The organism is Rhizobium sp. CB2179 (assembly GCF_057653455.1).
In genome coordinates, this window is the sequence record NZ_JBYGKR010000006.1 from 260029 (window position 1) to 284864 (window position 24836).

Sequence of the window (24836 nt, forward strand, 5' to 3'; positions counted from 1 at the left end):
CCCGCTTATGATCCAGCGTTATCAGAAAGGTTCGCGTATGAGCCAAGCCGTCAGCTACGGCGGTCTCGTCTATATTGCTGGCCAGGTCGCGGAAAATCGCAAGGCTGATATCAAGGATCAGACCCGCGACGTGCTCGGCAAGATCGACGCCCTTTTGCAAGAAGCCGGCATCGACCGCTCGCGCCTCATCGCCGTCAACGTCTTCCTGCCGGCGATCGTCGATTTCGAGGCGATGAACAGCGTCTATGATGACTGGATCGACATCGAAAACCCGCCGGCCCGCGCCTGCACCGAAGCGCGTCTCGCCGATCCCGATCTGCGCGTCGAAATGACTGCGATCGCCGCCCTTTGACGGCATCGCAACCGTCCGCACTGGAGGCATCATGCACAGCGGTCTCGTCAATCCGATCGACTTTTCGCGCGAGGGCCGGCAGTCCGGCGACCTCGCCATTCCCTATTCGATCGACCGTTCGCCCTATTATCAGATCCGCATTCCCGTCCTTCGCCTGAAAAATGGCGAAGGGCCGTCTTTGCTGCTGATGGCGGGCAATCATGGCGACGAGTATGAAGGTGAGCTCCAGCTCGGCCGGCTGATGCGGCTGCTGGATGTCGCGGAAATCCGCGGCGCCGTCACCATCCTGCCGATGGCGAACCTGCCGGCGGTGATGGCGGCCAAGCGCTGTTCGCCCTTCGACGGCGGCAACCTCAATCGAGCGTTTCCCGGCGATCCCAGCGGCTCGCCGACGTCGCGTCTGGCGCATTTCCTCGAACACGAACTCTTTCCCCGCCATGACGTCGTGCTCGACCTGCATTCGGGCGGCACCTCCATGGCCCACCTGCCCTGCACGCTGATCGAGCGGCAGGCCGATAGCGCCCGCTTCGAACGGTCCGTTTCACTGATGCGCGCCATGGGTGCCGCGCATGCCTTCATCGCCGATAACGGGCCGACCGCACCGACATCGATGGGCGCGGCCGCGCGGGCCGGAACCATCGGTCTTTCCGGCGAGTTCGGCGGCGGCGGCACCGTGACGCCTGAGACAATGGCTTTCACGGCGGCCGCGATCGACCGGCTGCTCGTCACACTCGGCATCGTGAAGCATCCGGTCCTGTCGCGCGTGCCGCTCGCCGAGCCGGGACCGTTGCAGCTGCTTTCACTATCTAGGCACAGCCAGGGCATCCATGCGAACCACAGAGGCTGGTTCGAGCCGGCCGTTGCCCTCGGCGCCACCGTTGCCGCCGGTGAGCTTGCCGGATGGTATCATGATCTGGAGCGCCTGGAGCAGCCGGAGGAAGAGCTGCGCTTTGCCGAGAGCGGCATTGTCATTTCCCACAGGCTGCATTGCGACAGCCAGGCCGGCGACTGCCTGATCCAGGTCGCCGAACCCATCGCATCCTGAGAAGCGCTGATCTGCTCAAGCGATTGCGTCGACCGCTGCCTTGACCCAGTCGAGACGCTTTGCCGGTATCAGGCCGTAATTGTAGAAGTTCACGCCGTCAGCGCCGGCATCGATGGCAGCCTTGGCGCGTGCGGTCAGCACCGCCGACCCGCTGACCTCGGGATAGAAGACGCGCAGGCCCACGGCGAGGAACTTGCCCGGTCCAATTGCCGCCCGGCCGGTCCGGATGACGTCGCCGACGGCGTCCGGCTCCATGTCGTAGCAGCAGAGGATCGCCCCGTCGCAGAGCTTGCCGACGGCTGCGAGATCGACGCCGCCGAGCCAGCCGTCCTTCAGGTCGATGAGCACGATGCGTGTCGCCGGATCGGCGGCCGCCTTGATCTCGTCGATCAGGCTGGTCACCGGTTCGCTGCGCCAGGTGAGATAGGCATGCAGATCAGGATGGTCGCGAAAGGCATCGAAGCCGGCGGCCGGAAAGTCCGGGAATTGCCGTTCCGGGATAGCTCGTTTGCAAAGTTCGGCGATGAAGCGCGCGACCGATCCGCGCGCGCCTTCGACCGGCACACCGGCCTTTGTGGCACGCGCCGTGCAATGGTCGCAGAAGCAGAGCGACAGCAGGAAATCATCTTCGACGTTGAGCCCGACACCATCCTTCTCGTGATGATATTCATGCGCGAATCCCATGAAGTTCGGGCTCTCGAGTTCCACCATATCGGGCCGATAGTTGGTCGTGATGTCACGCACGAGGGTGACGGCATACTCCCGCGCCGCCGGGCTGGAGGGGCAAAGATTGTAATAGTTGGGATTGCCGAAGGCGTTCCGCGTCACGTGATCGGGATGCAGCATGCCGAGGCGGCTATTATGCAGGCAGACCGTCCAGCAGGACACCTTGAGACCCGTCGTATCGCGCGCCCTGACGAGCGCTTCCAGCATGTCGCCGCGCTCAGTGACATTCCCAGCCATCAGCGGCCGGATCAGCTTGTCCAGCCACAGGCTTTCATCCGGCCGGAAGTAGACCGTCCCGTCTTCGGGGAAATAGGCCTTCTGCTGCGGGCTCCGCGGCTGCAGGAACCGGCCGGCGTGATAGGAGGCCGCCAGGCTGACCGTGTTCAGGCCGGCGCGGCCGCGAAGCTCGGCGGCGAGTGCTGCAAGCCCCTGGTCCTGGATGTCCCAGGGATAAGTCCACATGGAAAGATGCATGGCGAGCTCCCGTCGAATCTGTCCATTTTATAGAACATGTGTCCATAATAGTGTCCAGACCGATCTTGGAGGCGTGGCTCCTGCCTGGTAGCGTTCTTGCGTAAGGCGGCTGGCCAAAAGGCCAGCCGCTTTATAAAGTGGCAGGGCTGATGGCTATTGCGCTGTCGTCTCAGATGTCGACGACGAGACCCTTGGCTTTCAGCACCGGTTCGAGATTGCTGACCTCGATGACCGATTTGCCCTGCTTATATGCCGCGATATAGCCGGCCTCGGCATCTTCGCGGCTCTGTGACAGCCTGGCGACTTCCTGCGCTTCCTGGCGACGCACGACCACCAGGCCGTCGGCATCACCGGCGATGATGTCGCCGGGATGGATGATTTCGCCGCCGACGATGATCGTGTCGTTCACCGCCGCGATGGTTTCCTTCACCGTCCCCTTGATGCAGACGCTGAGCGAGAAGACCGGGAAGCCAAGCTCCCTCAGTTGCAGCGTGTCGCGCACGCCGGTGTCGGTCACGAGACCGCCGATACCATTTGCAAGGCAGGCATTGGCAAGCACATCGCCGAAGGATCCGGCCTCTTCGTATTCGCCCGCCGATACGACGATGATATCGCCCGGCTTTGCGTAGTTGATGGCGAGCTGCAGCATGATGTTGTCACGCGGCGCGCATTTCACCGTGAAGGCCGGGCCGCACAGTTTCATGCGGTAGTCGACGGGCTTGAGGCGGGAGGAAAGGGCTCCACGGCGCCCTTGGGCTTCGTGGATCGTCGCGGGCGAAAATTTGGAAACGGCGTCGATATCGGCTTTGCTTGGTCGTTCGGCGATATCTTTAATATGGATCACGGATGCCTCCCATTTTTGGCCGACGGCGGGCATGCCCCGCCGTCTGAATTCGTTTGGACGTTATCGGTGGATGACGCCGAAGCCGGTCGGCTTACGGGATCGGGTCGAACTTCAGCTCGGAGAGCGATACGACCTTGTCGGTGCGCGTCATCTTGTATTCGGTATCCGGACCGAGCCACTTGTCCCAGATCTTGTTGATCTCGCCCGATGTGTCGAGCTTGCGAAGGATCTCGTTGATCTTGGCGGTCAGCGCCGGCTGATCCTTGGCCATGCCGATGCCGATCGGCTGGTACAGCATCGGCTCCTCGATCATCCGCATTGCCTTGCCCTTGCTCTTCGATTCATTGACGAATTTGGTCGTCGTCATGGTGTTGGCCACCATGCCGCGCGCCTTGCCCTGCTGGACGGCGAGATAGGCCGAGGCGGTATCCTGGAAGGTCAGTGGGTCGGATTTGTTGAGCTTGATCGACATCTCTGAGGTCGAACCCTTGGTCGAAGCGATGCGCTGGCCCGCATAATCGGCCTTCTTCTTGCCGGCATCGTCCGCCGGCACGATCAGCATTTCCTTGGCGAGATAATAGGGATCGCTGAACTGGATCTGCTCGGCACGGCTCAGAGTATAGGCAAGGTTGGCAACGGTGATGTCGACGCGGCCGAGCTTGACCTCGGGCACGCGCGCCTCGACCGAAACTGGCTTGATTTCAGCCTTGACGCCCAGTTCCTTGGCGATGGCGCCGCAGAGGTCGACGTCGAAACCGGCCATTTCGCGGGTCTTCGGATCGGGAGAGGCGAAGGGAGGAACGTCGGCGAAAGTCGCGCAGCGCAGGGTTTTCGCTGACATGATGTTGTCGAGCTGATCGGCTTTTGCGGGCAAGGCGGCCGCCATGCCGGCAAATGCGGCGGTGAGGGTTAGGCATTTCCAGTTCATTGCTGTTCTCCTTTGTTTTTGGTGGTTGGTATCAATGCCTGAGATCAGCGAGGAATCGCTGCGCACGGGGATGGCTTGGATTTTTGAAGAAGTCCTCGGGGGTCGCCATTTCGAGGATCTGGCCGGCATCGATGAACCAGACCCGATCTGCGACGTCGCGCGCGAAACCCATTTCGTGGGTGACGCAGAGCATGGTCATGCCTTCGGACGCCAGGCTCTTCATGACGGCCAGCACTTCGCCGACCATTTCAGGATCGAGCGCGCTGGTCGGCTCGTCGAACAGCATCACCGGCGGTTCCATGGCAAGGGCGCGGGCGATTGCCACCCGCTGCTGCTGGCCGCCCGACAACTGACCGGGATAGGCGCGGGCCTTGTCGGCAAGGCCGACCCGATCGAGAAGCTTGAGGGCTTTGTCCTTTGCGACATCAGGCGCCACGCCTTTCACCCGGATTGGCGACATGGACACGTTTTCGACCACCGAAAGGTGCGGAAACAGGTTGAAGTTCTGAAATACGAAGCCGATCCGGCTGCGCAGCGCATTGAGTTCCTTCGCCCGCATGGCGGCATGAATGTTTTGGCCGTCGAGCGTAATCGATCCGCTGTTGATCTCCTCGAGGCGATTGATCGTGCGGATCAGCGTCGACTTTCCCGAACCGGACGGCCCGCAGATGACCACGACTTCGCCGCGCGAGACCTGTGCATCGATGTCCTTCAGAACCGGGTAGTCGCCGTAGCTCTTGCAGACCTGCGAAAGCCGGATCGTCTGCAATTCCTGGGCTGAAACTGACATGGTCATGGCTGCTCCGATATGATTTTCGATGGCGCGACCAGGGCGGCGGCAGGAAGGTTGGAAAGTCCCGCACGCCGCCGCGTGATGCTCCGCTCGAGGCGATTTGCGAAGTAGGTGAGCGTCCAGCAGATGGCGAAGTAGACGATCGCCAGAATGAGGAAGACCTGGAAAGGCTGCGTCAGGAGCTGGTTGTTGACCTGGCTTGCGGCAAAGGTCAGGTCCGGCACGTTGATCACGTAGCCGAGCGTCGTGTCCTTGATCGTTGAGACGAAGGTGGAGATGATGCTCGGGATCATGTTGTAGAGCGCCTGCGGCAGGATGATGAAGCGCATCGCACCTAAATAACCGTGACCAAGCGCACGTCCCGCGTCCATCTGGCCCGGTCCGAGCGCAACAATGCCGGCACGCACGACTTCGCTCAGGAATGCGCTTTGATAGACCACGAGTGTCGTCAGCATCGTCACGAAGCTCGGCACATCGGCGCCGGTCAGCAGCGGAACGAGGAAATAGCTCCACAGGATGAGCATCAAGAGCGGCACGCCCCTGGTGAAATAGACCAGTGCGGTGACCGGCCAGCGCAGCAGCGGCGACCTGGAGAGCCGTGCCAATGCGAACAGGATGCTGACCGGAAAGGCGAGAGCGATGCTGAGCGCTGAAAGGATCAGCGTGTTGGCGAGCCCGCCAAGCGGCCCGTTCGGATATTGGCCGATCAGCAGCAGCAGCCAGTAGTCTTGGACGATGGCGATCATGTCGTGGATCATGCTCGCGCACTCCTGGCAGGATCGGTGCGCATCGACAGATAGGCGCCGATGCTCATGATCACGAGCGAGAAGAAGAGGTAGAGAACTGTGCCGATCAGGTAGATCTCGAAGGTCCGGAAGCTGAGGTTCTCGATTTCCTTGACGGCATGCGTCAGTTCCGAGGCTCCGATGACGACGGCGAGACTGCTGTTCTTGAAGAGGGAAACGCTGTGATTGATGAGCGGCGGCAGCGCGTTGCGCACGCCTTGCGGCATGATGACGAAACGCATCGCCGAGACATAACCGTGGCCAAGCGCGCGGGCTGCCTGCATCTGGCCTGGACTGACCGAGCGCACGCCCGAACGAAGATCTTCGCTGAAATAGGCCGCCTGGCAGAGCCCGAGCCCGATCACCGCGAAGATGGCCTCGGCATTATGGACGGCCAGCCATTCGGCTACCCCGCTCGGCATCAGGGTGAAAATCCCGAAATACCACAGCATCAGCTGAACCAGGGTGGGGACGTTACGGTGGTAGGATACGTAAGCAGCGACTAACGGATCACCGAAACGAAAGGGCGACAAACGCAAAGCCAGCAGCAGAAGTGCCAGCGCCATCGCCATCGACCAAGAGCCGGCGTAGATGATGAAGGTCATCTCGATGCCATGCAGCAGCATGGCGGTATATTCCGGATTTCCCAGGATTGCCGAAAGGTCGAAACCGCTCACGGGTTTGGCTCCCCGGATTGATCCAGCTTCGCCGCAGGTTGGGGCTTTGCCGTCTGCAGGCCGCCCATGACCTGCAGCGTCGGTGTGATTTCCATATGTCCGATGTTGACGGCGACGGGGGCTGCTATGGCGAAGGCAATCGCGTCGGCGATATCGGTCGCCTGCGGCAGTTCGAAGCCGTCGATGAACCGTTCGCGGATGCTGGGGTCATCGCCGTGGACGTGATTGAAGATGTCAGTGGCGACCCGGCCGGGGCAGATTTCCGTGACCCGTACCCGCTTGCCGAAAGCGTCGATGCGCAGCTGGTTGGACAGCATGCTCACCCCTGCCTTGGTGGCGTGATAGGATGAGTTGCCGCCGAAATTATAGGCGCCGGCAATCGACGAGATGTTGATGACATGTCCGCGGTCGCGCGCCACCATACCGGGCACGACCAGCCGGCAGATGTGCAGAACCGCCCGGAGATTGACGTCGACGATGAGATCGATATCGCCCTCGTCGGCTTCCAGGAATTTCTTTGGCCGGTCGACACCGGCATTGTTGACGAGAATATCGAACTCCACCCGACGGGTGAGCTCGGCCATGGCCTGACGGTCGGTCACATCGATCACGTGGGCGATGCAGCCCGTCCGCATAGCCAGCTGCTGCAGCGCTTCGGCACTGCGGGCAACGGCATGGACCTCGATGTTTTCCCGGCGGAACCGCTCCACCACGGCTGCGCCGATACCGGAAGATGCGCCGGTCACCAGTGCGGTCTTGTAGTCGGAGAATGGCATTGTCGTTCCCTTGTTGTTGATCGAGACAGTAGCGAAGCTTAAACCCCTTGCCTAAGACCGATTATCTCTGGAGCAATAAGCAACGGTTATGGAGCCGGCGCAGGCTGCTGAAGAAGAGAAAGAGCTGGATGCCGGGTATCACCTTGCGGCGTCCGGGCCTGAGGAAAGCAGCGACGGCGTCGCGTTGCAAAAGCAATGCGTGTCTGCAAACATGTAAGCCGCGCAGATCAGAACGGTACCCCGATCCTCATGGACATCAGACGCCTCAAATCTTTCATCGTGATCGTCGACAGCGGCAGCATCACGCGAGCGGCGGACCTTTTGCATATCGCCCAGCCGGCGCTCAGCCAGCAGCTTGCGGCACTGGAGGAGCATTTCGGCCACAAGCTGCTGATCCGCAGCCAGCAGGGCGTCAGCATGACCGATGCGGGACACGCAGTGTACCGCCATGCGCAGATTATCCTTCGGCAGATGGAGCAGGCGCAAGCCGATGCATCGGCAGCCGGCAATTCGCTTGCCGGGCGTGTGTCCGTCGGTCTCGTGCCGTTCAGCAGTGCGGCCACGCTGTCGGTCGACCTCCTGGCGGAGACCCGGAAACGGCATCCCGGTATTCTGCTGCACCTGACGGAAAGCGTCGGCCAGACCTATAGCCAGATGATCATGAACGGCCGGCTGGAGATGGCGCTTCTCCATGGAACCGGACCGATCAAAGGCGTCCGGTTCGAGCCGATTCTGAGCGAAGAGTTTTTCCTTGTCGCCCATCGGGACTTTGCGATCGAAGCGGATGCGAAACCGGTTCCGGTCAATAGTCTCGACGGGATGCCGCTGCTGTTGCCGCCGGCCTATAATTTCGTGCGCCGCGCGGTCGATACCGCCTTCACGCGCACCCGCACCAATTTGAAAGTCGTGGCGGAAGTCGAAATCGTCCGCACGCTCGCCCGCGCGGTGGGCAGCGGTCTCGGCGCGACGATCATGCCCAAAGCCATCGCCGACCGCATCGTATCGGAATCGAGCGAGCCGCTGATCTGCCGGCTCGTCTCGCCGCGGATCGAAGAAACCCTGTCGCTGTGTGTGTCCGATCAGAATCCCTTGTCCGAACCGGCCCTTGCCGTCCGCGACATCCTTCTCGAGCTGACGGCGCGGTTGAAACGCTAGAGCATGATGCCGAAAAGTGTGAGCGGTTTTCGGACGACATCATGCTCCATTTCTTTGCTTTAGATCCGAATTCAGATCTAAAGCGCGTTGCCGATCAGCGCATATCCCTGCAGAACTGGGCTATGCGCGCGCATCCTTCGCCGAGTTTCTCCATGCTCGTGGCGTAAGAAATGCGAAAGAAGGGGCTCATTCCGTAAGCCGCCCCTTGCACGGTCGCGACATGATGCTCGTCGACGAGCGCCATGACGAAATCGACATCGGTCTCGATCTTTCGCCCGCCCTTGCTGGTCTTGCCGATCAGCCCCGAGATATTGGGATAGATGTAGAAGGCGCCTTCGGGCCTATGGCAGCGCAGCCCTTCCACCTCAGACAATCGGTCGAGAACGAAGTCGCGTCTTTCCTTGTAGATCGCGGCACGCTCCTTCAACAGATCCTGAGGACCGTCGAGCGCCGCGGTCGCCGCAGCCTGCGTCAGCGTCGCGATGCCGCCACCATTCTGTCCGTTAACGTTGCTGATGGCGGAGATCAAGTCTTTCGGCCCGGCACAAAAGCCGAGCCGCCAGCCTGTCATCGCGTAAGCCTTGGAGACGCCGTTCATCGTCAGGACGCGATCATAGAGCCTGGGCTCGACTTCGGCGATCGTGCAGAACTGGAAGTCGTCATAGACCAGGTGTTCGTAGATATCGTCGGTCATGATCCAGACATTGGGATGTCGCAGCATGACCTCAGCGATGGCAGCCATCTCCGCCCGGGAGCAGGCGGCTCCGGTCGGATTGTTCGGGAAGTTCAGGAAGAGCCATTTGGTGCGCGGCGTGATCGCCGCCTCCAGATCCTCGGGATGCAGCTTGAAGCCGGTCTGCTCGTGGCACGGGACGGCGACCGGGACACCGCCGGCGAACTTGACGATATCCGCATAGCTGACCCAGGAGGGCGTCGGAATGACCACCTCGTCGCCGGGATTGCAGGTTGCCAGCATGGCATTGAAGATCACCTGCTTGCCGCCGCCCGAGACGACGATCTGGCTCGCATCATAGTCGAGATTGTTGTCCCGTTTGAACTTCCGGATGATGGCCGACTTGAGCACCGGCGTACCGTCCATCGGAGGATATTTCGTATCGCCTGCAAGAGCTGCCGCATAGGCCGCCTCGATCGCGTGCGCCGGAGTGGGGAAATCCGGCTCGCCCGACGAGAGGCTGACAACTTTGATGCCTTTGGCGGCCAGTTCCCTGGCGCGCTGGGTCATGGCGGCGGATGCGGAGATGGAGACGTTTTTCAGGCGGTCAGCGATGACGGACATCGACATGGTCCTTCGATGGGAGATGGGAACGGGAAACGCCCGCGGGCGATCGGGATTGCGTCAGTCGGCGAGTTCGGCGGCAGGCGCGAGCGCAGCACCCGTGGCTTCGATCTCGCCGCGCACGATGCCGGCAAGCTCGAGAGCGCCGGGCGTGTCGCTATGGACGAGAATGGAGCGGGCCGGCATTGCGATCACCGCTCCGTCGATCGTCTCGACAGTTCCTTCGAGCAGAAATTTCCGTACGCGCGCACGCACCGATGCCTCGTCCTTGATGACGGCGCCAGCGAGCCCGCGCGCGACAAGTCTGCCGCCAGCGTCATAAGCCCGGTCCGCAAGGAAAAGCGCCAGCGTCTTCAAACGCGCGCGCCGAGCTGCCTGCTGGATCTCGCTGCCTGAAGTGACGAAGACGACGAGGCCGGCATCGACCGTGGCGATCGCATCCATCATCAGATCGGCCAGCACAGGATCGCGGTTGACCATATTGCCCATAGCCGCGTGGAAGCTGATATGGGAGACAGTGACACCCTCGGCTTTGGCGATCGCCATCAGTGCGCCGAGCTGATAGAGCATCTGCTGGCGAAGCTCGTCTGCCGGAAACGGTATTTCGCGCCGGCCGAAACCCGGCCGATCAGGCAAACCGGGGTGCGCGCCGATGCCGACGCCGTTCAGTTTCGCAAGCCGGACCATGCGTCCCATCGTATCCGGGTCGCCGCCATGGAAACCGCAGGCGATGTTGGCCGACGAGACAAGTTTCATCATCGCTTCGTCGTCGCACAGCCGGTAGGGACCGAATCCTTCGCCCATGTCGGAATTCAGATCGATCTTCATCAGTTCCTCCTTTTGACGGCCTTTTGGGCGACACGCATTAGGTCATCGCCTTCAAGGCGCGCTTGACCAGTCGGGATGTCTGCCTGACGTCCTCGACATAGCCGGCGACAGCCTGTTCAACTGAGCGCGCCTCCGCATGCGTCGAGCGAACGAACTTCAGCCGGGCGCCGATCCGGGCTTGGCCGAGCCGCCAGAGATCGCATTCGATCACGCCGGCGATCTTCGGATATCCGCCGGCGGTGTTGGCATCGCTCATCTGCACGATCGGTTCGCCGCCGGGCGGAACCTGGATCACGCCGGGCACGACACCGTGGGAGCGCATCTCGATGGACGCTGTCGGCTTGATCGGCTCGCCGGACAGGCGATAGCCCGTCCGGTCGCTTCGCGAGGAAATCCTCCAGGTCTGGCTCCAGAAGGCTTCGCCACCTCCGGCGAAAAGATCATGCTCGCCGGCCGGTAGGGCGCGGATCGGCAGTGTGCCGTCGACAGCAGCCGGGAAGACTTCGCGCAGCGCCACGGCCGGTTCGACGACGGCGAGCCCGGAGGCCGGCAGCATAATCATTTCTGCGTCCTCCCCGACCGCGATCCGATCGCCCTTCGCCAGAGGCCGGCCTGCATTGCCCCCGAAGCTGCCGCGCAGCGACGTGCTTCGCGAACCCATGACAACGGGGATGTCCAGCCCGCCTCCGAGCGAAATATAGGAGCGCGCCAGTAGCGGCGGCTGTTTCAGTTCGAGAAGCTGTCCGGGCTCCGCGATATAAGCGCACCAGGCAAGCAGTTCCGATCCGTCGAGATGAGAATTGCCGTCCGCGCCGGTCACGGCAAAGGCGATGCGCCGTTCGAAACGCAGGCTGAACGGGAAGGTCTGCACCTCTATCGCGGCTGCGTTTTCGTCGTTGCCGACGAGAATGTTGCCGATCCGGACCGCAAGCGGATCCATCGCGCCGCTCGCCGATACGCCGATGTCGCGATAGCCGGGGCGGCCAAGATCCTGCACTGTGTTGAACGGACCGCTTTCCATGATCTCGATCATAGCTCGATCCTTGCCGGCAGGAACCGCACCGTATCTCCCGGCGCCATCATGGCGGGGCTCGGCAACATGGGGTCGAACATCTCAAGTGCCGCGAAGCCGATGGAATTCCAGCCGTTGGGACCTGTGAGCATGGCGACGCCGGTCTGCATACCGCCGATGGTCACGCAGCCCTTCGGCATCTTCAGCGAGGGCACGGTCTTTCGCGGCATGTAGATGCGCGGATCGAGACCATGCAGATAACCGAAACCGGGAGCGCTGCCCAAGGCGAAGACACGGTAGGTCGCTTCATGATGGATGCGGACGACCTCACGGTCGCTCAAGCCCGAGAGATTACAAAGGGCCGGAAGATCCGTCGCAAATTCGCCGCCATAATGGACAGGGATCTCGATGGTCTTGCCGTTGAGATCGATGCTGCGGGCATTCTCCCATGCCTCCAGCAGCCGGGCGACCACCGCATCAGGATCCTCGGGCGTCTCCTTGAAGATCACCAGCAGATTGGTCATGCCCGGAATGTTTTCCGCAAGGTCCGCCCAGTCTTTCACGGTCTGGGACAAAGCCCAGATCCGCCGCTGTGCGATGAGATCGAAGTCGCCGGGCGCCTCGAGCAGGAAGGATCTGGCGCCGATCGAGGAAACCCGCGCCAGGCTTTTGGTGGCCGGAACGATCTCGCGTTGCGATGCATGTCTGTTCGTCGTGACGATCATGACTGGAGCTCGATTTCGAACAGAGGATCACCGAAGCTAACCAGCGCACCAGGCTCGGCGAGCAGCCTGGTCAAAACACCGGAACGTCCGGCGCGAAGGGGAAGCAGGATGTGCCCTACCCCGACAAAGCCGACGATATCCGCATCGGATACGGAGCGCGGCAGATCTTGCGGCACGGCGGAGGCGGCCGGGTGCTCGACACAGAAGCGGCCGGCCATCGGCGCCTTCACGACGGCCGATGCGGAGCCGGGAGCCAAACCGGGAGCAGGAGACGTCGCCCCGGTCGAGCTGATCCGGGAGCCGCCTTTTCCGGCGACGACGATGCGAAGCTGTCCGCCCGGTCGGGAGATTTCGAGACCGTCCACACCGGCGGCCGTCAGTGCCTCGGTGAGCAATGCAATCGTCGCCGGATCGCTGAAATCGATCGCGCTCATGCCCCCCTCCGCAGTTTCAGCCATTGTTCGAGATAATGGATATCCGTCTCGCCGCGCGCGAACGCGCCATCCTCGAACAGGGCGCGCAGGAAGGGGATGTTGGTGGAAATCCCCTCGACCTCAGTGCCCGCAAGCGCCTCGCGCATTCTTGCCATCGCTTCCGCCCGCGTCGGCGCATGGACGATCAGCTTGGCGATCAGCGAGTCGTAATAGGGCGAGACCTTGTAGCCGGCATGAATATGCGTATCGACGCGGATGCCTGGTCCCGTCGGCAACGCCAGATGGGTGACGACACCCGCCGACGGCAGGAAATTTTCGGGATCCTCGGCGTTGATGCGGCATTCGAAGGAGTGGCCCTCGCATGTCACATCGCCTTGGGTGAGATCGAGAACGTGGCCCTGCGCCGCCCTTATCTGCGCCTGGACGATATCGACACCACTCGTCAGCTCGGTGACGGGATGCTCGACCTGAAGTCGCGTGTTCATCTCGATGAAATAGAAAGCGCCGTCCTCATAGAGGAATTCGAAGGTTCCGACGCCCCGGTAGCCGATCTGAAGGCAGGCCATTACGCAAGCCAGACCGACCGGCTGGATGATGTCGGGTGCGATCCCCGGCGCCGGCGCCTCCTCCACCACTTTCTGATGGCGGCGCTGCATCGAGCAATCCCGGTGGCCCAGCCACACGGCATTGCCGTGATCGTCGCAAATAACCTGGATCTCGATGTGGCGCGGATGCTCTAAGAATTTCTCTATGTAGAGCGAGGGGGAACCGAAGGCCTTGCGGGCCTCCTCCCGTGTCAGCGCAATTGCTTCATGCAGCAAATCGGCCTTGGGCACGACACGCATGCCGCGTCCGCCGCCACCGCCGGCTGCCTTGATGATGACGGGATACCCGATTTCCAGCGCTATGCGCTCGATCGTGGCGGGGTCATCGGGCAGCGCCGTGTCCGGACCGGGAACGCAGGGCACGCCGGCCGCCATCATCGCGCGCTTTGCCGCGATCTTGTCGCCCATAATCGCAATCGATGACGCGGTCGGACCAATGAAGGTCAGCCCCGCCTTTTCGATGGCGTCGGCGAAGGTGGCGTTTTCAGACAGAAAACCGTAACCTGGATGGATGGCGCCTGCACCGGCAAGACGCGCCGCCAGAAGGATGGCATCCTGATTGAGATAACTCTTGGCGGCGGTCGATGGGCCGATGCAAAGAAAGCTGTCGGCGGTGCTGCCGTAAGGCGCTTGCCTGTCGGCCTCGGAGCAAATGGCGACCGTCTTCAGGCCGAGCTCATGGCAGGCGCGCTGGATCCGGGCTGCGATCTCGCCACGATTGGCGATCAGAACAGTATCGAAGCGGTCGGTCGCGGATCGTTCAGTCGTTTCCGGCATCAGGCAATCTCCGCCAACAGGTCGCCGGTCTCGACCTCGCCCTCGTCGATTTCGGTGAGGTGCGTAATGCGCCCTGACCGCGGCGCAGCGATCGTGTTGAAGACCTTCATCGCCTCGATGATGAAAAGCGTCTGCCCCTCCTCCACCTCGTCACCGATTGCAATGAATGGCGGTTCCCCGGGTGCCGGGGTCCGGTGCAGAACGCCGAAGACAGGCGCCTTCACCGCATAGGAAGTTTTCTCGAGCCTCGACGACGCATCGGAGCCGGCATCATCGGCAAAGCTCGTCGTCGATCCTGCCTTTTGCGCGGGCTCGGCAGCAGCCTCCTGACCCGGCGACGTGCGGAAAATCCGAACCGTCACGTCCTTTTCGGTCACGGTCAGCTCGGCAATGTTCGATCGTCCGACAAAGTCGATCAGCGTCTTGATCTTCGATAGGTCCATATGCGTGCTCGGAATTTCAGAATTCCACCGCGCAGACCCGAAGTTTCAAGTCGCCCGGTGTTGTGATTTTTCGTAGCACGACGTATGGGCTGATGGGGTCAGACGAAGTTTTGATGGAGCGTAATCGGCCTTGCGGGAACCGATGGTCGGCAATGGCGTCCGTATCAGAACCCTGCTTCCTTCTGATGCCGTACCGCGAGGATCATCAAAATATCGCCATCAATACGATAACGAGCGACGTATCCGCTATCTCCAAAATCGATGAGCCACTCCCGGTATTGCTCGGGCAAGTCCTCGATGAGGCGTCCAATATGGGGATGTACGCCGAGGGCTCTCAAGCCTTTGAGTATAGTTTCGCCTGCTCGCTTGGCGGCCGATGGGTTTTTCAGTCGTAAGAACTCTCGGAGCCGCTCGAGGTCGCGGATTGCGGCCGGGGAGAAAACTACTTGTGGCATTCGGGTGCGGACAACTCGTCGTCAGTTCCCCAAGTCGAAAGCCATTTTTCGACCTCGGCGCCGGTGACATGCAGTCCCGTCGCTTTAAATTCATGCCAGGCGTCAAGCGTTTCCTGTCGCAGCGCCTCACGCTTCTCCTCGCGCTCAACATATTGCGCAATAGCTTCACGCATGATCCAGTGGGACGAGCGGCGGCGAGCCTCGGCCAGTTGCTGAACGCGGCCCTTTAGCTCATCATCGAGTTTGAGCGAGGTCGGCGATGCCATGAGGCCTCCTTAGTTAAAGGTATTACCTAGCGCTAACCTAAGCTTTCCCGCGGTGTTTGTCTATGAATGCGTTCAACGAATGCACAATGCTTTTCTAACGGTTCAAGACCGTTACAAGGCTTTCCAACCGTGAAGTGAAGGCCGGTCGACTGACCGCGGCATGCGTTCCCATGCGCTTCTGTGCGTCGTCGGCTCCTCATCGTCAGCTCTTCGGAGCGGCGATGCTTTCGCGCAGGATAAGGCTGCTTCGGATGACGGTGCGAACCGCCGCCGTATTCTGCCGCTGGTCAATGGCGTCGAGCAGAAGATCCACCGCCGCGCGCCCCATCTCTTCCACCGGCTGCTTGATCGTCGAGAGCGGCGGCGAGCAGAATTCGCAGACCGGGGAGCCGTCGAAAGAGACGACGGACAGATCACCGGGAATGCTCACGCCTCTCCGCTGGACACGGCTGACGAATGAAATGGCCATGTCGTCGCTGGTCGCGATGACTGCCGTCGGCTTTTCGGTCAACTCGGCGAAATCGTCCGCCGCCTGGACGCCAATGTCGAAGCCGTGCTGATAATCGAGATGACCACCCGAGCGACGCACCGCCTCCTCGGACAATCCTGCCGCCTCGAGCGCCTCGAGCACGCCGCCGTAACGCTCGACATCGTGATAATTGCCTTCAGGCCCTGCAAGATAGAAAAACCGCCGATGACCCAATCGGATCAGTTCGGCCGTGACGTCGCGCACGGCTTCGCGGTCGTTCGTCACGACGCTCTGCAGGCCGGCATCGCTCATGTCGAGCAGCATCGACACGATCGGCAGACCGGAATTGGCCAGCGAGCGCCCGTCGACCTCCGGAAGCTTCGACGACAGGATGATGGCCCCGCGTACGCTGCCGCCGAAGGCGAGGTCGAGGATATGCCGTTCGGAAATCTCGTCGCGATCGAGGTTGGCAATCATCAGGTTGTAGCCGCCCTGGATCAGCGATTGATTGATACTCTGCAGCACCTGCGGAATGACCTGGGAAGCACCATAGTAGAGCGATCCCGGCAGAATGATCATGATGACGTTGGATTTGCCGACCCTAAGGCCGCGCGCCATCGCGTTCGGCGTATAGCCCAGTTGCCTGGCTGCGGCATTGATCCTGGCGCGCGTCTTCTCGTTGACCCGGCCGGGATTGGCGAGCGCCCGGCTGACTGTCGATATCGCAACGCCGGCGAGCCGCGCGACATCGGCCATCAATGCACCCGATGGCTCCTCTCCCACCACATCCTTGTTTTTATTCATGTTTATTTCGGTCTCCCGGATGCTTCGATTTGCAACTCTAAGACAGGGAGCGATTTATAGCAAACGTTTGCCAAAAATCGCTTGCTTAAAAAACCGGCTTGGCTATTATCTAGCCATGGCAAACGATTGCCATTTCTTAATGCTTTGAAAACCCATGATTTATTGGATGCGGAACGGCACTTCCGCACGCTGGTAGGTCATGCCTCGAGAAATGGACAAATTATGGCTACTGACAGGCTGCGCTTCGGTGTCGATCTCGTGACATTCTTTCATCCCGGCTTCTGGGGCGTCGACAGCCATGAGGCGATCGTCGGCTACGCCCGCGCCGAGCCCCGTGCCTTCTGGGACAAGATACTCGACAGCGTCCAGGCCTCCGGCGTTGCCGGTGTCGAGCTGACGTTCTCTCCCTTCAACTGGCAGGACGCCATCAAGACCTATGGTTCCGTCGACGCCTTTGCAGCCGAACTGGCAAGACGCGGCCTGACGCTCTGCAGTGGCTTCTTCGCGGAACTGGAGGCGGCCGGCGATTTCGCTGAGCCCGAGGCCCAGCGCGCGCTGATCGACAAGGCGGAACGATATGCCGACTTCCTGAAAGCCTGCGGCAGCGACATCATGGTGATCGGCGCGCCGCTGCGCCAGACGCTCGGCGCCCAGCCGGTGCAATTCTACGATTTCGACCGCGCCAAAGTGATTGCCGATTTTCTGAACCGGCTTGGTGCGACCCTCTATGCCAGGGGCGTGCGGCTGGCGCTGCACACCGAGGCGCACTCGATCTTTGCCGCCGCGCGCGACGTCGATCTGATGATGCTTTTGACCGACCCGGCCTACGTGCACATGTGCCCGGACACGGCCCATATCATCGTTGCCGGCTCCGATCCCATCCAACTCGTCGATCGCCATCACGAGCGCATGATCATCGCTCACTGGAAGGATGCGATCGGCCCGATGCCCGCCGATACGCCGATCGACAAGCACATCCATGAACGCCACCAGCCCTATTTCTGCAGCTTCGGCCTCGGACGGGTCGACTGGCCATCCTGGATCCGGCTGCTGCGCGACCGGGCCTATGAAGGCTGGGCGATCCTCGAACTCGATGCCGCGCCCGATCCCGTCCGCGACATCGCCAACGGGCTCACGCTCGTCCGGCAGGCGCTCCTGCCGATCTATCGCTGACAGTCATCCCTAAGACAACGAACGCCCCGCAAAGAGGGCATTTTCAAGAGGTGGAACAATGAAGACCATGATGAAGCTTTTTCTTGCCGGCGTGGCATTCGCCGGTCTCTTCGCCTCGGCCCATGCCGAGGACAAGCCAACGATCGAGATCATGTCGTCCTGGACGTCGGGCGGCGAAGCTGCCGCCCTCAACGTCATCAAGACCGAGTTCGAAAAGCGCGGCGGCGTCTGGAAGGATTCCTCGATCGCCGGCTTCGGTGCGGCCGATGCCGCCTTCCAAAACCGGATCGTCGCCGGTGATGCGCCCGGCGCCAAGCAGGGCGTCATCGGTCTCGCTGCCGCCGATTTCATCAACCAGGGCCTGTTCAATCCGATCGACGACGTGGCGGCCGCCGGCAAATGGGCTGACGCCCTGCCGAAATCGATCCATGATCTCATCACCTATGACGGCAAGGTCTACCTTGCGCCGACCGGCGCCCATGGTGAAAGCTGGCTCTTCTATTCCAAGGAAGCCTTCGAGAAGGCCGGTATTTCGCAAGAGCCCAAGACCTGGGACGAGCTCTTTGCCGATCTCGACAAGCTGAAGGCTGCCGGCATGGTTCCGGTCGCCTGGGGTGGCCAGCCCTGGCAGCAAACCAAGGTCTTCAACATGATCCTGCTTTCGCAGGTCGGGATCGACGGCTTCCTGAAGATCTATGTCGATAAGGACAAGAGCCCGGCATCCGTCGAAGGCGTGAAGAAGACCCTCGAAATCCTCGGCAAGCTGCGTGGTTATGTCGATGCCGGTGCCGCCGGCCGCAACTGGAACGACGCGACCGCCATGCTGATCACCGCCAAGGCCGGCGTGCAGTTCATGGGCGATTGGGCCAAGGGCGAATTCACCGTTGCCGGCAAGGAGCCGGGCAAGGATTATGGCTGCATGATCGTGCCGGAATCGAAGGGCATGGTTTATATCGCCGACTCCCTCTGGTTCCCCAAGACCGGCAAGGCCGAGACCGACAAGGCGCAGAAACTTCTCGCCGAAGTCGTCATGGATCCGGCCGTCCAGGTCGAATTCGCCCTCAAGAAGGGTTCGGTTCCGATGCGCGCCGACGTCGACAAGTCGAAGCTGGACGTCTGCGCCCAGAAGGGTGTCGAGCTGATGGCAGCCGGTGCGATCGTGCCGGACCAGGCGATCGTGCTGACGCCCCAGCAGGTTGGCGCGCTCGATGACTTCGTCGACGAATACTGGAGCGGCGGCTCGGACGATACGGCCTCCACAGCTGGGAATTTCTTCGCCATCTTCGAGTAGGATAGTAGCCCGTGGCGTCGACCTGATGTCGGCGCCACGGCTGCCAGCCGCCGCCTCGCGCGACGGCGCGCCCTGCTTTCCACTCCGTCAACGAGCTGGCCGATGTCCATCAAACGCAAGCCCAATCTTTCCGCGACCATCGCGCTTTTGCCGACATGGTTCGTCGCGGTCGTGGTCTTTATCGGCACCATGGCCTGGTCGATCCGCCTGTCCTTCACCAATTCGACGCTTTTTCCATCCTCGACCTATGTCGGCTTGGCGCAGTATTCGAAGCTCTTCTCTTCCGCCAAGTGGCTGGCCTCGCTGCAAAACGTGTTGATCTTCGGCGTGCTATACGTCGCAGGCTGTTTGCTGCTGGGCTTCCTGCTGGCTGCGGCGCTGGACCGCAAGATCCGCTTCGAAAGCGCCTTCAGGACCATATTCCTCTATCCCTACGCCATGTCCTTCGTGGTGACCGGGCTGATCTGGCAATGGATGCTCAATCCGACGCTCGGCATCCAGGCGAGCGTGCGTTCGCTCGGCTGGGAAAGCTTCGTCCTCGACTGGGTGGTCAATCGCGACATGGCGATCTATGCGCTGGTGCTTGCCGGCGTATGGCAGGGCGCGGGGCTCGTCATGGTCATTGCGCTCGCCGGCATGCGCGGCATCGAAGGCGAGCAATGGAAGGCGGCGCGGATCGACGGTATCCCTGTCTGGCGGATCTATGTCTCGATCATCCTGCCCCAGCTCGGGCCGGCGCTGGCCGCGGCCGGCATGCTGCTCGCCATGGGCGTGATCAAGACCTATGACATCGTCGTTGCCATGACCAATGGCGGCCCCGGCAATGCGACGGAGGTGCCGGCGAAATTCATCATGGACAATCTGTTCGGGCGCCAGAACCTCGGCCTCGCCACAGCCGGCGCGACGGTGCTTGTCCTCGGCGTGATCATCGCAGTCGCCCCGTTCCGCTACATCATGCACATGCGTGACAAAGCCAAGGGAGCCGCGTGATGGCACGTCTTCATCCGAACGGCCCGAAGCCGGCACAGATCACCGCCGGGCGCATCGGCCTCTATGCCTTCCTTGTCGTCGCAGCGCTTTTCTTCCTTTTGCCGCTCTACACCATGGTCGTTACCTCGCTGAAATCGATGCCCGAAATCCGGCTCGGCCAGATCTTTGCCCTGCCGGCGACGCTCGATTTTTCTGCCTGGGCAACCGCCTGGTCGGGGGCCTGCATGGGAACCGTCTGCGTCGGCATTCGCAGCGGCTTCTGGAATTCGGTGGCGATCACCCTCCCCTCGGTCGCGCTCTCGGTCTTCATCGGCGCCGTCAACGGCTATGCGCTGTCGCTCTGGCGGCCGCGCGGGGCAAACCTGCTCTTCGGCCTGCTGATGGCCGGCGGCCTCATCCCCTACCAGATCTTCCTCTATCCGATGGTCCGGGCGATGGCGAATATCGACCTTTATAATTCGCTGGCTGGCATCATTCTCGTGCATGTCATCTTCGGTCTGCCGCTGGTGACGCTTCTTTTCCGCAACTATTTCCTCAGCGTGCCGGAGGAGCTCTGCAAGGCGGCGCGCGTCGACGGCGCGGGCTTCTGGCGCATCTTTTTCGAGATCATGCTGCCGATTGCCGTGCCGATGGTCGTGGTGGTCTCCATGCTGCAGTTCACCGGCATCTGGAACGACTTCCTGCTCGGTCTCGTCTTTGCCGGCCGCGACAACCTGCCGATGACCGTGCAACTCAACAATATCGTCAACACCACGATGGGCGAGCGGACCTACAACGTGAACATGGCGGCGACGATCCTCACTGCCATCGTTCCGCTCGCCATCTATTTCCTGTCCGGCCGCTGGTTCGTGCGCGGCATCGCGGCCGGCGCAGTCAAGGGGTAACACTTCCATGCAATCTGCCGTCTCCGTCAAGGACCTGAAGATCGCCTACGGCGACCATACGGTGATCGAGAAGATGTCGATCGACATCGCGTCGCGAGAGTTCCTGGTGCTGCTCGGCCCTTCCGGCTGCGGCAAGTCCACGCTTTTAAACGCCATTGCCGGTCTCCAGGACATCACATCAGGCGAGGTCTGGATCTCGGGCAGGAACGTCAGCTGGGAGGAGCCGAAGGACCGCGGCATCGGCATGGTCTTCCAGTCCTACGCGCTCTATCCGCGTATGTCGGTCCGCAAGAACCTCTCCTTCGGGCTTCGCGTCGCCGGCCTGCCGAAGGCCGAAATCGAGGCCCGTGTTTCCCGCACCGCCGCCCTTCTCCAACTCGACAAGCTGCTCGACCGGCGTCCGGCCGAGCTTTCCGGCGGCCAGCGCCAGCGCGTCGCCATCGGCCGGGCGCTGGTGCGTGAAGTCGATGTCTTCCTGTTCGACGAACCACTGTCGAACCTCGATGCCAAGCTGCGCAACGAATTGCGCGTCGAGATCAAGAAGCTGCACCAGCGCCTCGGCAATACGATGATCTATGTCACCCACGACCAAGTCGAGGCCCTGACGCTGGCCGACCGGATCGCCATCATGCGCGACGGCGTCATCCAGCAACTCGCCTCGCCGGCCGAGATCTACCGCCGCCCGGCCAATCTCTTCGTTGCCGGCTTCATCGGCGCTCCGGCGATGAATTTCATCGAGGGCCGGATCGAGCCCGGCAACGGCGCGCCGCTCTTCCGGAGCAAGGAGTTCACTGTCGATCTCTCCGGTTATTCCTTCCGAGCGGAGGCAGCGGAAGGGCCTGCTACTCTCGGCTTTCGCCCGGAACACCTTGTGCTCGATGGCGCCACGAGCGGCCTGCCAACCATTCCGGGGCGCGTTTCCGTCGTCGAGCCGATGGGTTCGGACGCCGTCGTCTGGTTCGACTGGGCAGACCAGAGCCTATCGCTCCGGCTGATGGGCGATGTCACGCTTGAGCCTGGCGATACCGTGGCTCCCGGGCTCGATATCGCCAAGGCGTCCCTCTTCGGCACTGACGGATCGCGGCTGTGACGCGCCACCCCTTTGTTTCCCCGCAATTCCTGGCGCTTTTCGTGCCGTTTTGAGGATTGCTCAAGGACAGGATTAGAAAAGACATGTCTGAGATCGTCTATGATGCGCTGGTGATCGGTTCCGGCGCGGCGGGTTCATTCGCGGCAAAGGAACTGACGGCACAGGGATTGTCGGTGCTGCTGCTCGAGGCCGGCCCCGCCGTCGGACCGAAGGATTTCGATCCCGTCCGCAAGAAGGCGCCGGCAAGCAGCATCAATATCTGGGAGCGTGCGCGGGCCACTCTCAAGGGCCAGCCGATCCAGGCGCGCGCGGCGTTTTTCACCGAGCGCTTCAGCCACTTCTTCGTCAACGACCGCAAGAACCCCTATACGACGCCGAAGGGCGAACCCTTCCTCTGGATCCGCGGCCGCCAGGGCGGCGGGCGCCTCCACAGTTTCGGCCGGGTGCTGCTGCGCTGGACCGACGACGATTTCAAGATCCGCTCACGTGCCGGAAAGGGCGTGGACTGGCCGGTCTCCTATGATGAGTTGGCGCCTTTCTACGACGAGGTCGAGGCCTATCTCGGGCTCTATGGCAACAAGGACAACGTGGCCACGCTACCGGATGGCATCTATGCGAAGCCGGCAAGCCTGACGCCCGCCGAACAGATCTTCAAGCAGGCGGTCGAAAACCGCTGGCCGGAGAGGCACGTCGTCTCCTGGCGCTACATCGCGCCTGACGCCGACCGGATGCCGCGACCGCTGCGAGATGCAAAGGCGACCGGTGAGCTGACCATCCGCTACGACGCCGTCGTTCGCCGCATCACCACGGACGAGAAGACCGGCCGCGCTACCGGCGCCGAATATATCGATCGCAACACCGGTGCGGTATCGACGGTTCGCGCCGCGATGGTGGTGCTTTCGGCCTCGCCGATAGAGAGCGTGCGGCTGCTCTTGAATTCGGCGTCGGCGAAACATCCTGATGGGCTCGGCAACAGTTCGGGTGCTCTCGGCCGCTATTTCATGGACCAGCTTCCATGCCTCGCCTTCGGCTCCTTCTCCAAGGCAAAGGGTTGGGCGCCCGACGAGTCCGCGCCGACCGACCCGTTCTATAATCCGTCGGGCGGGATCTTCATTCCCCGCTTCGGCGAGAGCGACGCGGCCCGCGGCGATTTCGACTACCAGGGAAGCGTCGGCCGCGCGCCGGTCTCCGTGGACACGGATGCACGTCTCGCCTTCTTCGGCTTCGGCCGCATGCTGCCCTATGCCGACAATCGCATCACGCTCGATGTCAGGCGTAGGGATGCCTGGAACATTCCCGTGCCGCATATCCGCTGCGTCATGCAGGAGGAGGAGCAGGCGCTGCTCAGAAGGCAGGAAGAAACGCTGATCGCATTGATCAAGGAGGTCGGCGGCGACCTCGAATTCATCGGCTCGCCGACCGGCCTCAAGGAGATGGGCAAGGGCGCATTTCCCGAAGCCGATGTCTTCAGCCGCTTCATGTTCCGCAAATGGTTTCGCAAGACCATGTGCATGGGAGCGGCAATCCATGAGACGGGCGGCGCGCGCATGGGCGAAACCCGTGAGGCTTCGGTTCTCAACCCCTATAATCAGCTCTGGGATGCCCCGAACCTCATCGTCACCGACGCCAGCGCCTTCCCCGGCAGCGGCATCGCCGGCACCACGCTCACCGTCATGGTCCTGACGATCCGCGCCTGCCGGAATCTTGTCGACCAGTACCGGACAGGACGGCTGTAGGCGCCCGCAACGGCTGAACTGCTAGATCGTTCACGCCGCTTTGGTGTTTCGGCGCTCGGCAAGGATCTGTTCGAGGAGGTACATCGTCACCACGGGACCGACAGCTGTGCCTGCCGCAGATGCATGCGCAAGATGAGCGACCGCGTTATCCGCATTGCCAACGGCAAACACGCCCGACCTGTTGGTCCGGCCATCCTTGTCGGTCCTGGCGAGACCGATCTCATCGACCTCGCAGAGGGATGCGGCGAGGCCCGATGCAGCCCGAATCTCCGCCGCGATCCATGTCGCATCGCAGGCGATTTCCCCGCCGCCGCTCGCCGTCGAAACGCCAACAAGCTTGCCGTCTCGATGGACGAGCCCGGTGATTTCGTCCGGAATGATCTTGATATCGAGAAGCCGCAAGCGTTCCGCGTCGGCTTCATTGAACCTGTGCCGTGAGACGATAGTGACATCACGCGACCACATCCAGACCCAGGACGCCATATGCGCCAGGCGTTCCGGCAATCCGAACACCACGAAACGCTTGCCTCGAACTTCATAGCCGTCAAAACAGGGGCAGACACGCACGTCACGCCCCCACGCTTCCGGCAAGCCTGACAGTGGTGGAAGGTCGTCTATCACTCCCGTTGCCAAGACGATCGTGCGTGCTGCGACTCTGGATCCCCTGGCTTCGACCCAGAACAATCCGTCCTCACGAGGCACGATGGAATGGACGTGCTCGGATCTGATGTCCGCACCGTAACGGACGGCTTCCGCACGCGCTTGCGCCATGAACGCTGCTGTCGGCATGCCGTCGAAGCCCAGATGCTCCCGCACCTCTTCAACGCTGAAAATGCGCGATTTACCGCCGTCGAATACAAGCGTCGATCGGCCGGCTCTTCCCAAAAAAAGGGCGGCGCTGAGCCCCGCGGCCCCGCCGCCGACCACCACCGTATCGACTACATCATTCATAACCTTGGCCTTCGATACCCGTGTGATTTCCATGACACTGACACGATTGGT

General features: G+C 61.8%; 27 protein-coding genes. 9 read left to right on the forward strand and 18 right to left on the reverse strand.

Features of this window, described 5'->3' with window-relative positions; genetic code table 11:
* The first annotated feature begins 7 nt into the window (after positions 1-7).
* Positions 8-352 carry a RidA family protein gene (locus AC244Q_RS36735; RefSeq protein ID WP_027667356.1) on the forward strand — a complete coding sequence of 115 codons (345 nt, stop codon included), beginning with the start codon at positions 8-10 and terminating at the stop codon, positions 350-352.
* A gap of 31 nt (positions 353-383) precedes the next feature.
* The gene (locus tag AC244Q_RS36740; RefSeq protein WP_128406774.1) at positions 384-1397 is read left to right on the forward strand and encodes a succinylglutamate desuccinylase/aspartoacylase family protein; all 1014 of its coding nucleotides are present in this window, start codon (positions 384-386) and stop codon (positions 1395-1397) included.
* Positions 1398-1412: 15 nt separating this feature from the next.
* Here the strand turns inward: AC244Q_RS36740 and AC244Q_RS36745 are convergent, their stop codons facing one another.
* The 7 genes from AC244Q_RS36745 to AC244Q_RS36775 all read right to left on the reverse strand — a co-directional run bounded on the left by AC244Q_RS36745 (position 1413) and on the right by AC244Q_RS36775 (position 7400).
* Complete coding sequence (locus AC244Q_RS36745) at positions 1413-2597, reverse strand: hypothetical protein (protein ID WP_128406773.1); 1185 nt, start codon at positions 2595-2597, stop codon at positions 1413-1415.
* Between the two features lie 169 nt (positions 2598-2766).
* Positions 2767-3441, reverse strand: coding sequence for a 4-carboxy-4-hydroxy-2-oxoadipate aldolase/oxaloacetate decarboxylase (locus AC244Q_RS36750; RefSeq protein WP_003555461.1), 675 nt, complete (start codon positions 3439-3441; stop codon positions 2767-2769).
* A 91-nt stretch (positions 3442-3532) separates the two neighbouring features.
* A complete protein-coding gene (locus AC244Q_RS36755; RefSeq protein ID WP_003555460.1) occupies positions 3533-4369 on the reverse strand; it encodes an ABC transporter substrate-binding protein in 837 nt (278 codons plus the stop codon).
* Between the two features lie 31 nt (positions 4370-4400).
* Entirely contained in the window at positions 4401-5165 is a 765-nt protein-coding gene (locus AC244Q_RS36760; protein WP_012760644.1) for an amino acid ABC transporter ATP-binding protein, read from the reverse strand.
* A complete protein-coding gene (locus AC244Q_RS36765; protein ID WP_003555458.1) occupies positions 5162-5920 on the reverse strand; it encodes an amino acid ABC transporter permease in 759 nt (252 codons plus the stop codon). Before AC244Q_RS36765 ends, AC244Q_RS36760 begins: the two co-directional genes overlap by 4 nt.
* The gene (locus AC244Q_RS36770) at positions 5917-6624 is read right to left on the reverse strand and encodes an amino acid ABC transporter permease (RefSeq protein WP_003555457.1); all 708 of its coding nucleotides are present in this window, start codon (positions 6622-6624) and stop codon (positions 5917-5919) included. Before AC244Q_RS36770 ends, AC244Q_RS36765 begins: the two co-directional genes overlap by 4 nt.
* Positions 6621-7400, reverse strand: coding sequence for an SDR family oxidoreductase (locus AC244Q_RS36775; RefSeq protein ID WP_128406772.1), 780 nt, complete (start codon positions 7398-7400; stop codon positions 6621-6623). Before AC244Q_RS36775 ends, AC244Q_RS36770 begins: the two co-directional genes overlap by 4 nt.
* Before the next feature lie 195 nt (positions 7401-7595).
* Between AC244Q_RS36775 and nac the strand changes: the two genes are divergently transcribed.
* A complete protein-coding gene (gene nac / locus AC244Q_RS36780) occupies positions 7596-8555 on the forward strand; it encodes a nitrogen assimilation transcriptional regulator NAC (RefSeq protein WP_128406771.1) in 960 nt (319 codons plus the stop codon).
* 94 nt (positions 8556-8649) lie between these two features.
* On the opposite strand, the gene AC244Q_RS36785 is transcribed toward nac, so the two are convergent.
* The 10 genes from AC244Q_RS36785 to AC244Q_RS36830 all read right to left on the reverse strand — a co-directional run bounded on the left by AC244Q_RS36785 (position 8650) and on the right by AC244Q_RS36830 (position 16670).
* On the reverse strand, positions 8650-9852 hold the full coding sequence (locus AC244Q_RS36785) for a pyridoxal phosphate-dependent aminotransferase (RefSeq protein WP_003555454.1): 1203 nt from the start codon (positions 9850-9852) through the stop codon (positions 8650-8652).
* 60 nt (positions 9853-9912) lie between these two features.
* Positions 9913-10680 (reverse strand): 5-oxoprolinase subunit PxpA, encoded by a 768-nt coding sequence (locus AC244Q_RS36790; RefSeq protein WP_003555453.1) that lies wholly within the window; start codon positions 10678-10680, stop codon positions 9913-9915.
* Positions 10681-10717: 37 nt separating this feature from the next.
* Complete coding sequence (locus AC244Q_RS36795; protein WP_017997585.1) at positions 10718-11713, reverse strand: 5-oxoprolinase subunit C family protein; 996 nt, start codon at positions 11711-11713, stop codon at positions 10718-10720.
* On the reverse strand, positions 11710-12417 hold the full coding sequence (gene pxpB, locus AC244Q_RS36800; protein WP_003555450.1) for a 5-oxoprolinase subunit PxpB: 708 nt from the start codon (positions 12415-12417) through the stop codon (positions 11710-11712). The genes AC244Q_RS36795 and pxpB overlap by 4 nt, the downstream gene beginning before the upstream one ends.
* On the reverse strand, positions 12414-12851 hold the full coding sequence (locus AC244Q_RS36805; RefSeq protein WP_003555448.1) for an acetyl-CoA carboxylase biotin carboxyl carrier protein: 438 nt from the start codon (positions 12849-12851) through the stop codon (positions 12414-12416). The genes pxpB and AC244Q_RS36805 overlap by 4 nt, the downstream gene beginning before the upstream one ends.
* Positions 12848-14233 (reverse strand): acetyl-CoA carboxylase biotin carboxylase subunit, encoded by a 1386-nt coding sequence (gene accC / locus AC244Q_RS36810; protein WP_003555447.1) that lies wholly within the window; start codon positions 14231-14233, stop codon positions 12848-12850. Before accC ends, AC244Q_RS36805 begins: the two co-directional genes overlap by 4 nt.
* A complete protein-coding gene (locus tag AC244Q_RS36815; RefSeq protein ID WP_003555446.1) occupies positions 14233-14676 on the reverse strand; it encodes an acetyl-CoA carboxylase biotin carboxyl carrier protein in 444 nt (147 codons plus the stop codon). The genes accC and AC244Q_RS36815 overlap by 1 nt, the downstream gene beginning before the upstream one ends.
* Positions 14677-14840: 164 nt before the next feature.
* The gene (locus AC244Q_RS36820; protein WP_012760638.1) at positions 14841-15131 is read right to left on the reverse strand and encodes a type II toxin-antitoxin system RelE/ParE family toxin; all 291 of its coding nucleotides are present in this window, start codon (positions 15129-15131) and stop codon (positions 14841-14843) included.
* A complete protein-coding gene (locus AC244Q_RS36825) occupies positions 15119-15397 on the reverse strand; it encodes a CopG family ribbon-helix-helix protein (RefSeq protein WP_003555445.1) in 279 nt (92 codons plus the stop codon). Before AC244Q_RS36825 ends, AC244Q_RS36820 begins: the two co-directional genes overlap by 13 nt.
* Positions 15398-15599: 202 nt before the next feature.
* Positions 15600-16670 carry a LacI family DNA-binding transcriptional regulator gene (locus AC244Q_RS36830; RefSeq protein ID WP_003555444.1) on the reverse strand — a complete coding sequence of 357 codons (1071 nt, stop codon included), beginning with the start codon at positions 16668-16670 and terminating at the stop codon, positions 15600-15602.
* Between the two features lie 222 nt (positions 16671-16892).
* Here AC244Q_RS36830 and AC244Q_RS36835 point away from each other — a divergent pair, with 222 nt between their 5' ends.
* The 6 genes from AC244Q_RS36835 to AC244Q_RS36860 all read left to right on the forward strand — a co-directional run bounded on the left by AC244Q_RS36835 (position 16893) and on the right by AC244Q_RS36860 (position 23834).
* Positions 16893-17843 carry a sugar phosphate isomerase/epimerase family protein gene (locus AC244Q_RS36835; protein ID WP_003555443.1) on the forward strand — a complete coding sequence of 317 codons (951 nt, stop codon included), beginning with the start codon at positions 16893-16895 and terminating at the stop codon, positions 17841-17843.
* Positions 17844-17901: 58 nt separating this feature from the next.
* Positions 17902-19134, forward strand: a complete 1233-nt coding sequence (locus AC244Q_RS36840) for an ABC transporter substrate-binding protein (RefSeq protein ID WP_003555442.1) — start codon at positions 17902-17904, stop codon at positions 19132-19134.
* A 102-nt stretch (positions 19135-19236) separates the two neighbouring features.
* The gene (locus AC244Q_RS36845) at positions 19237-20124 is read left to right on the forward strand and encodes a carbohydrate ABC transporter permease (RefSeq protein WP_003555441.1); all 888 of its coding nucleotides are present in this window, start codon (positions 19237-19239) and stop codon (positions 20122-20124) included.
* Entirely contained in the window at positions 20124-21008 is an 885-nt protein-coding gene (locus AC244Q_RS36850) for a carbohydrate ABC transporter permease (RefSeq protein ID WP_003555439.1), read from the forward strand. Before AC244Q_RS36845 ends, AC244Q_RS36850 begins: the two co-directional genes overlap by 1 nt.
* A gap of 7 nt (positions 21009-21015) precedes the next feature.
* Positions 21016-22098, forward strand: a complete 1083-nt coding sequence (locus AC244Q_RS36855; RefSeq protein ID WP_003555438.1) for an ABC transporter ATP-binding protein — start codon at positions 21016-21018, stop codon at positions 22096-22098.
* Between the two features lie 83 nt (positions 22099-22181).
* Positions 22182-23834: a GMC oxidoreductase gene (locus AC244Q_RS36860; RefSeq protein ID WP_128406770.1), complete on the forward strand. Its 1653-nt coding sequence runs from the start codon at positions 22182-22184 to the stop codon at positions 23832-23834.
* A gap of 30 nt (positions 23835-23864) precedes the next feature.
* Here the strand turns inward: AC244Q_RS36860 and AC244Q_RS36865 are convergent, their stop codons facing one another.
* A complete protein-coding gene (locus AC244Q_RS36865) occupies positions 23865-24785 on the reverse strand; it encodes an NAD(P)/FAD-dependent oxidoreductase (protein WP_020487185.1) in 921 nt (306 codons plus the stop codon).
* Between the last annotated feature and the right edge of the window lie 51 nt (positions 24786-24836).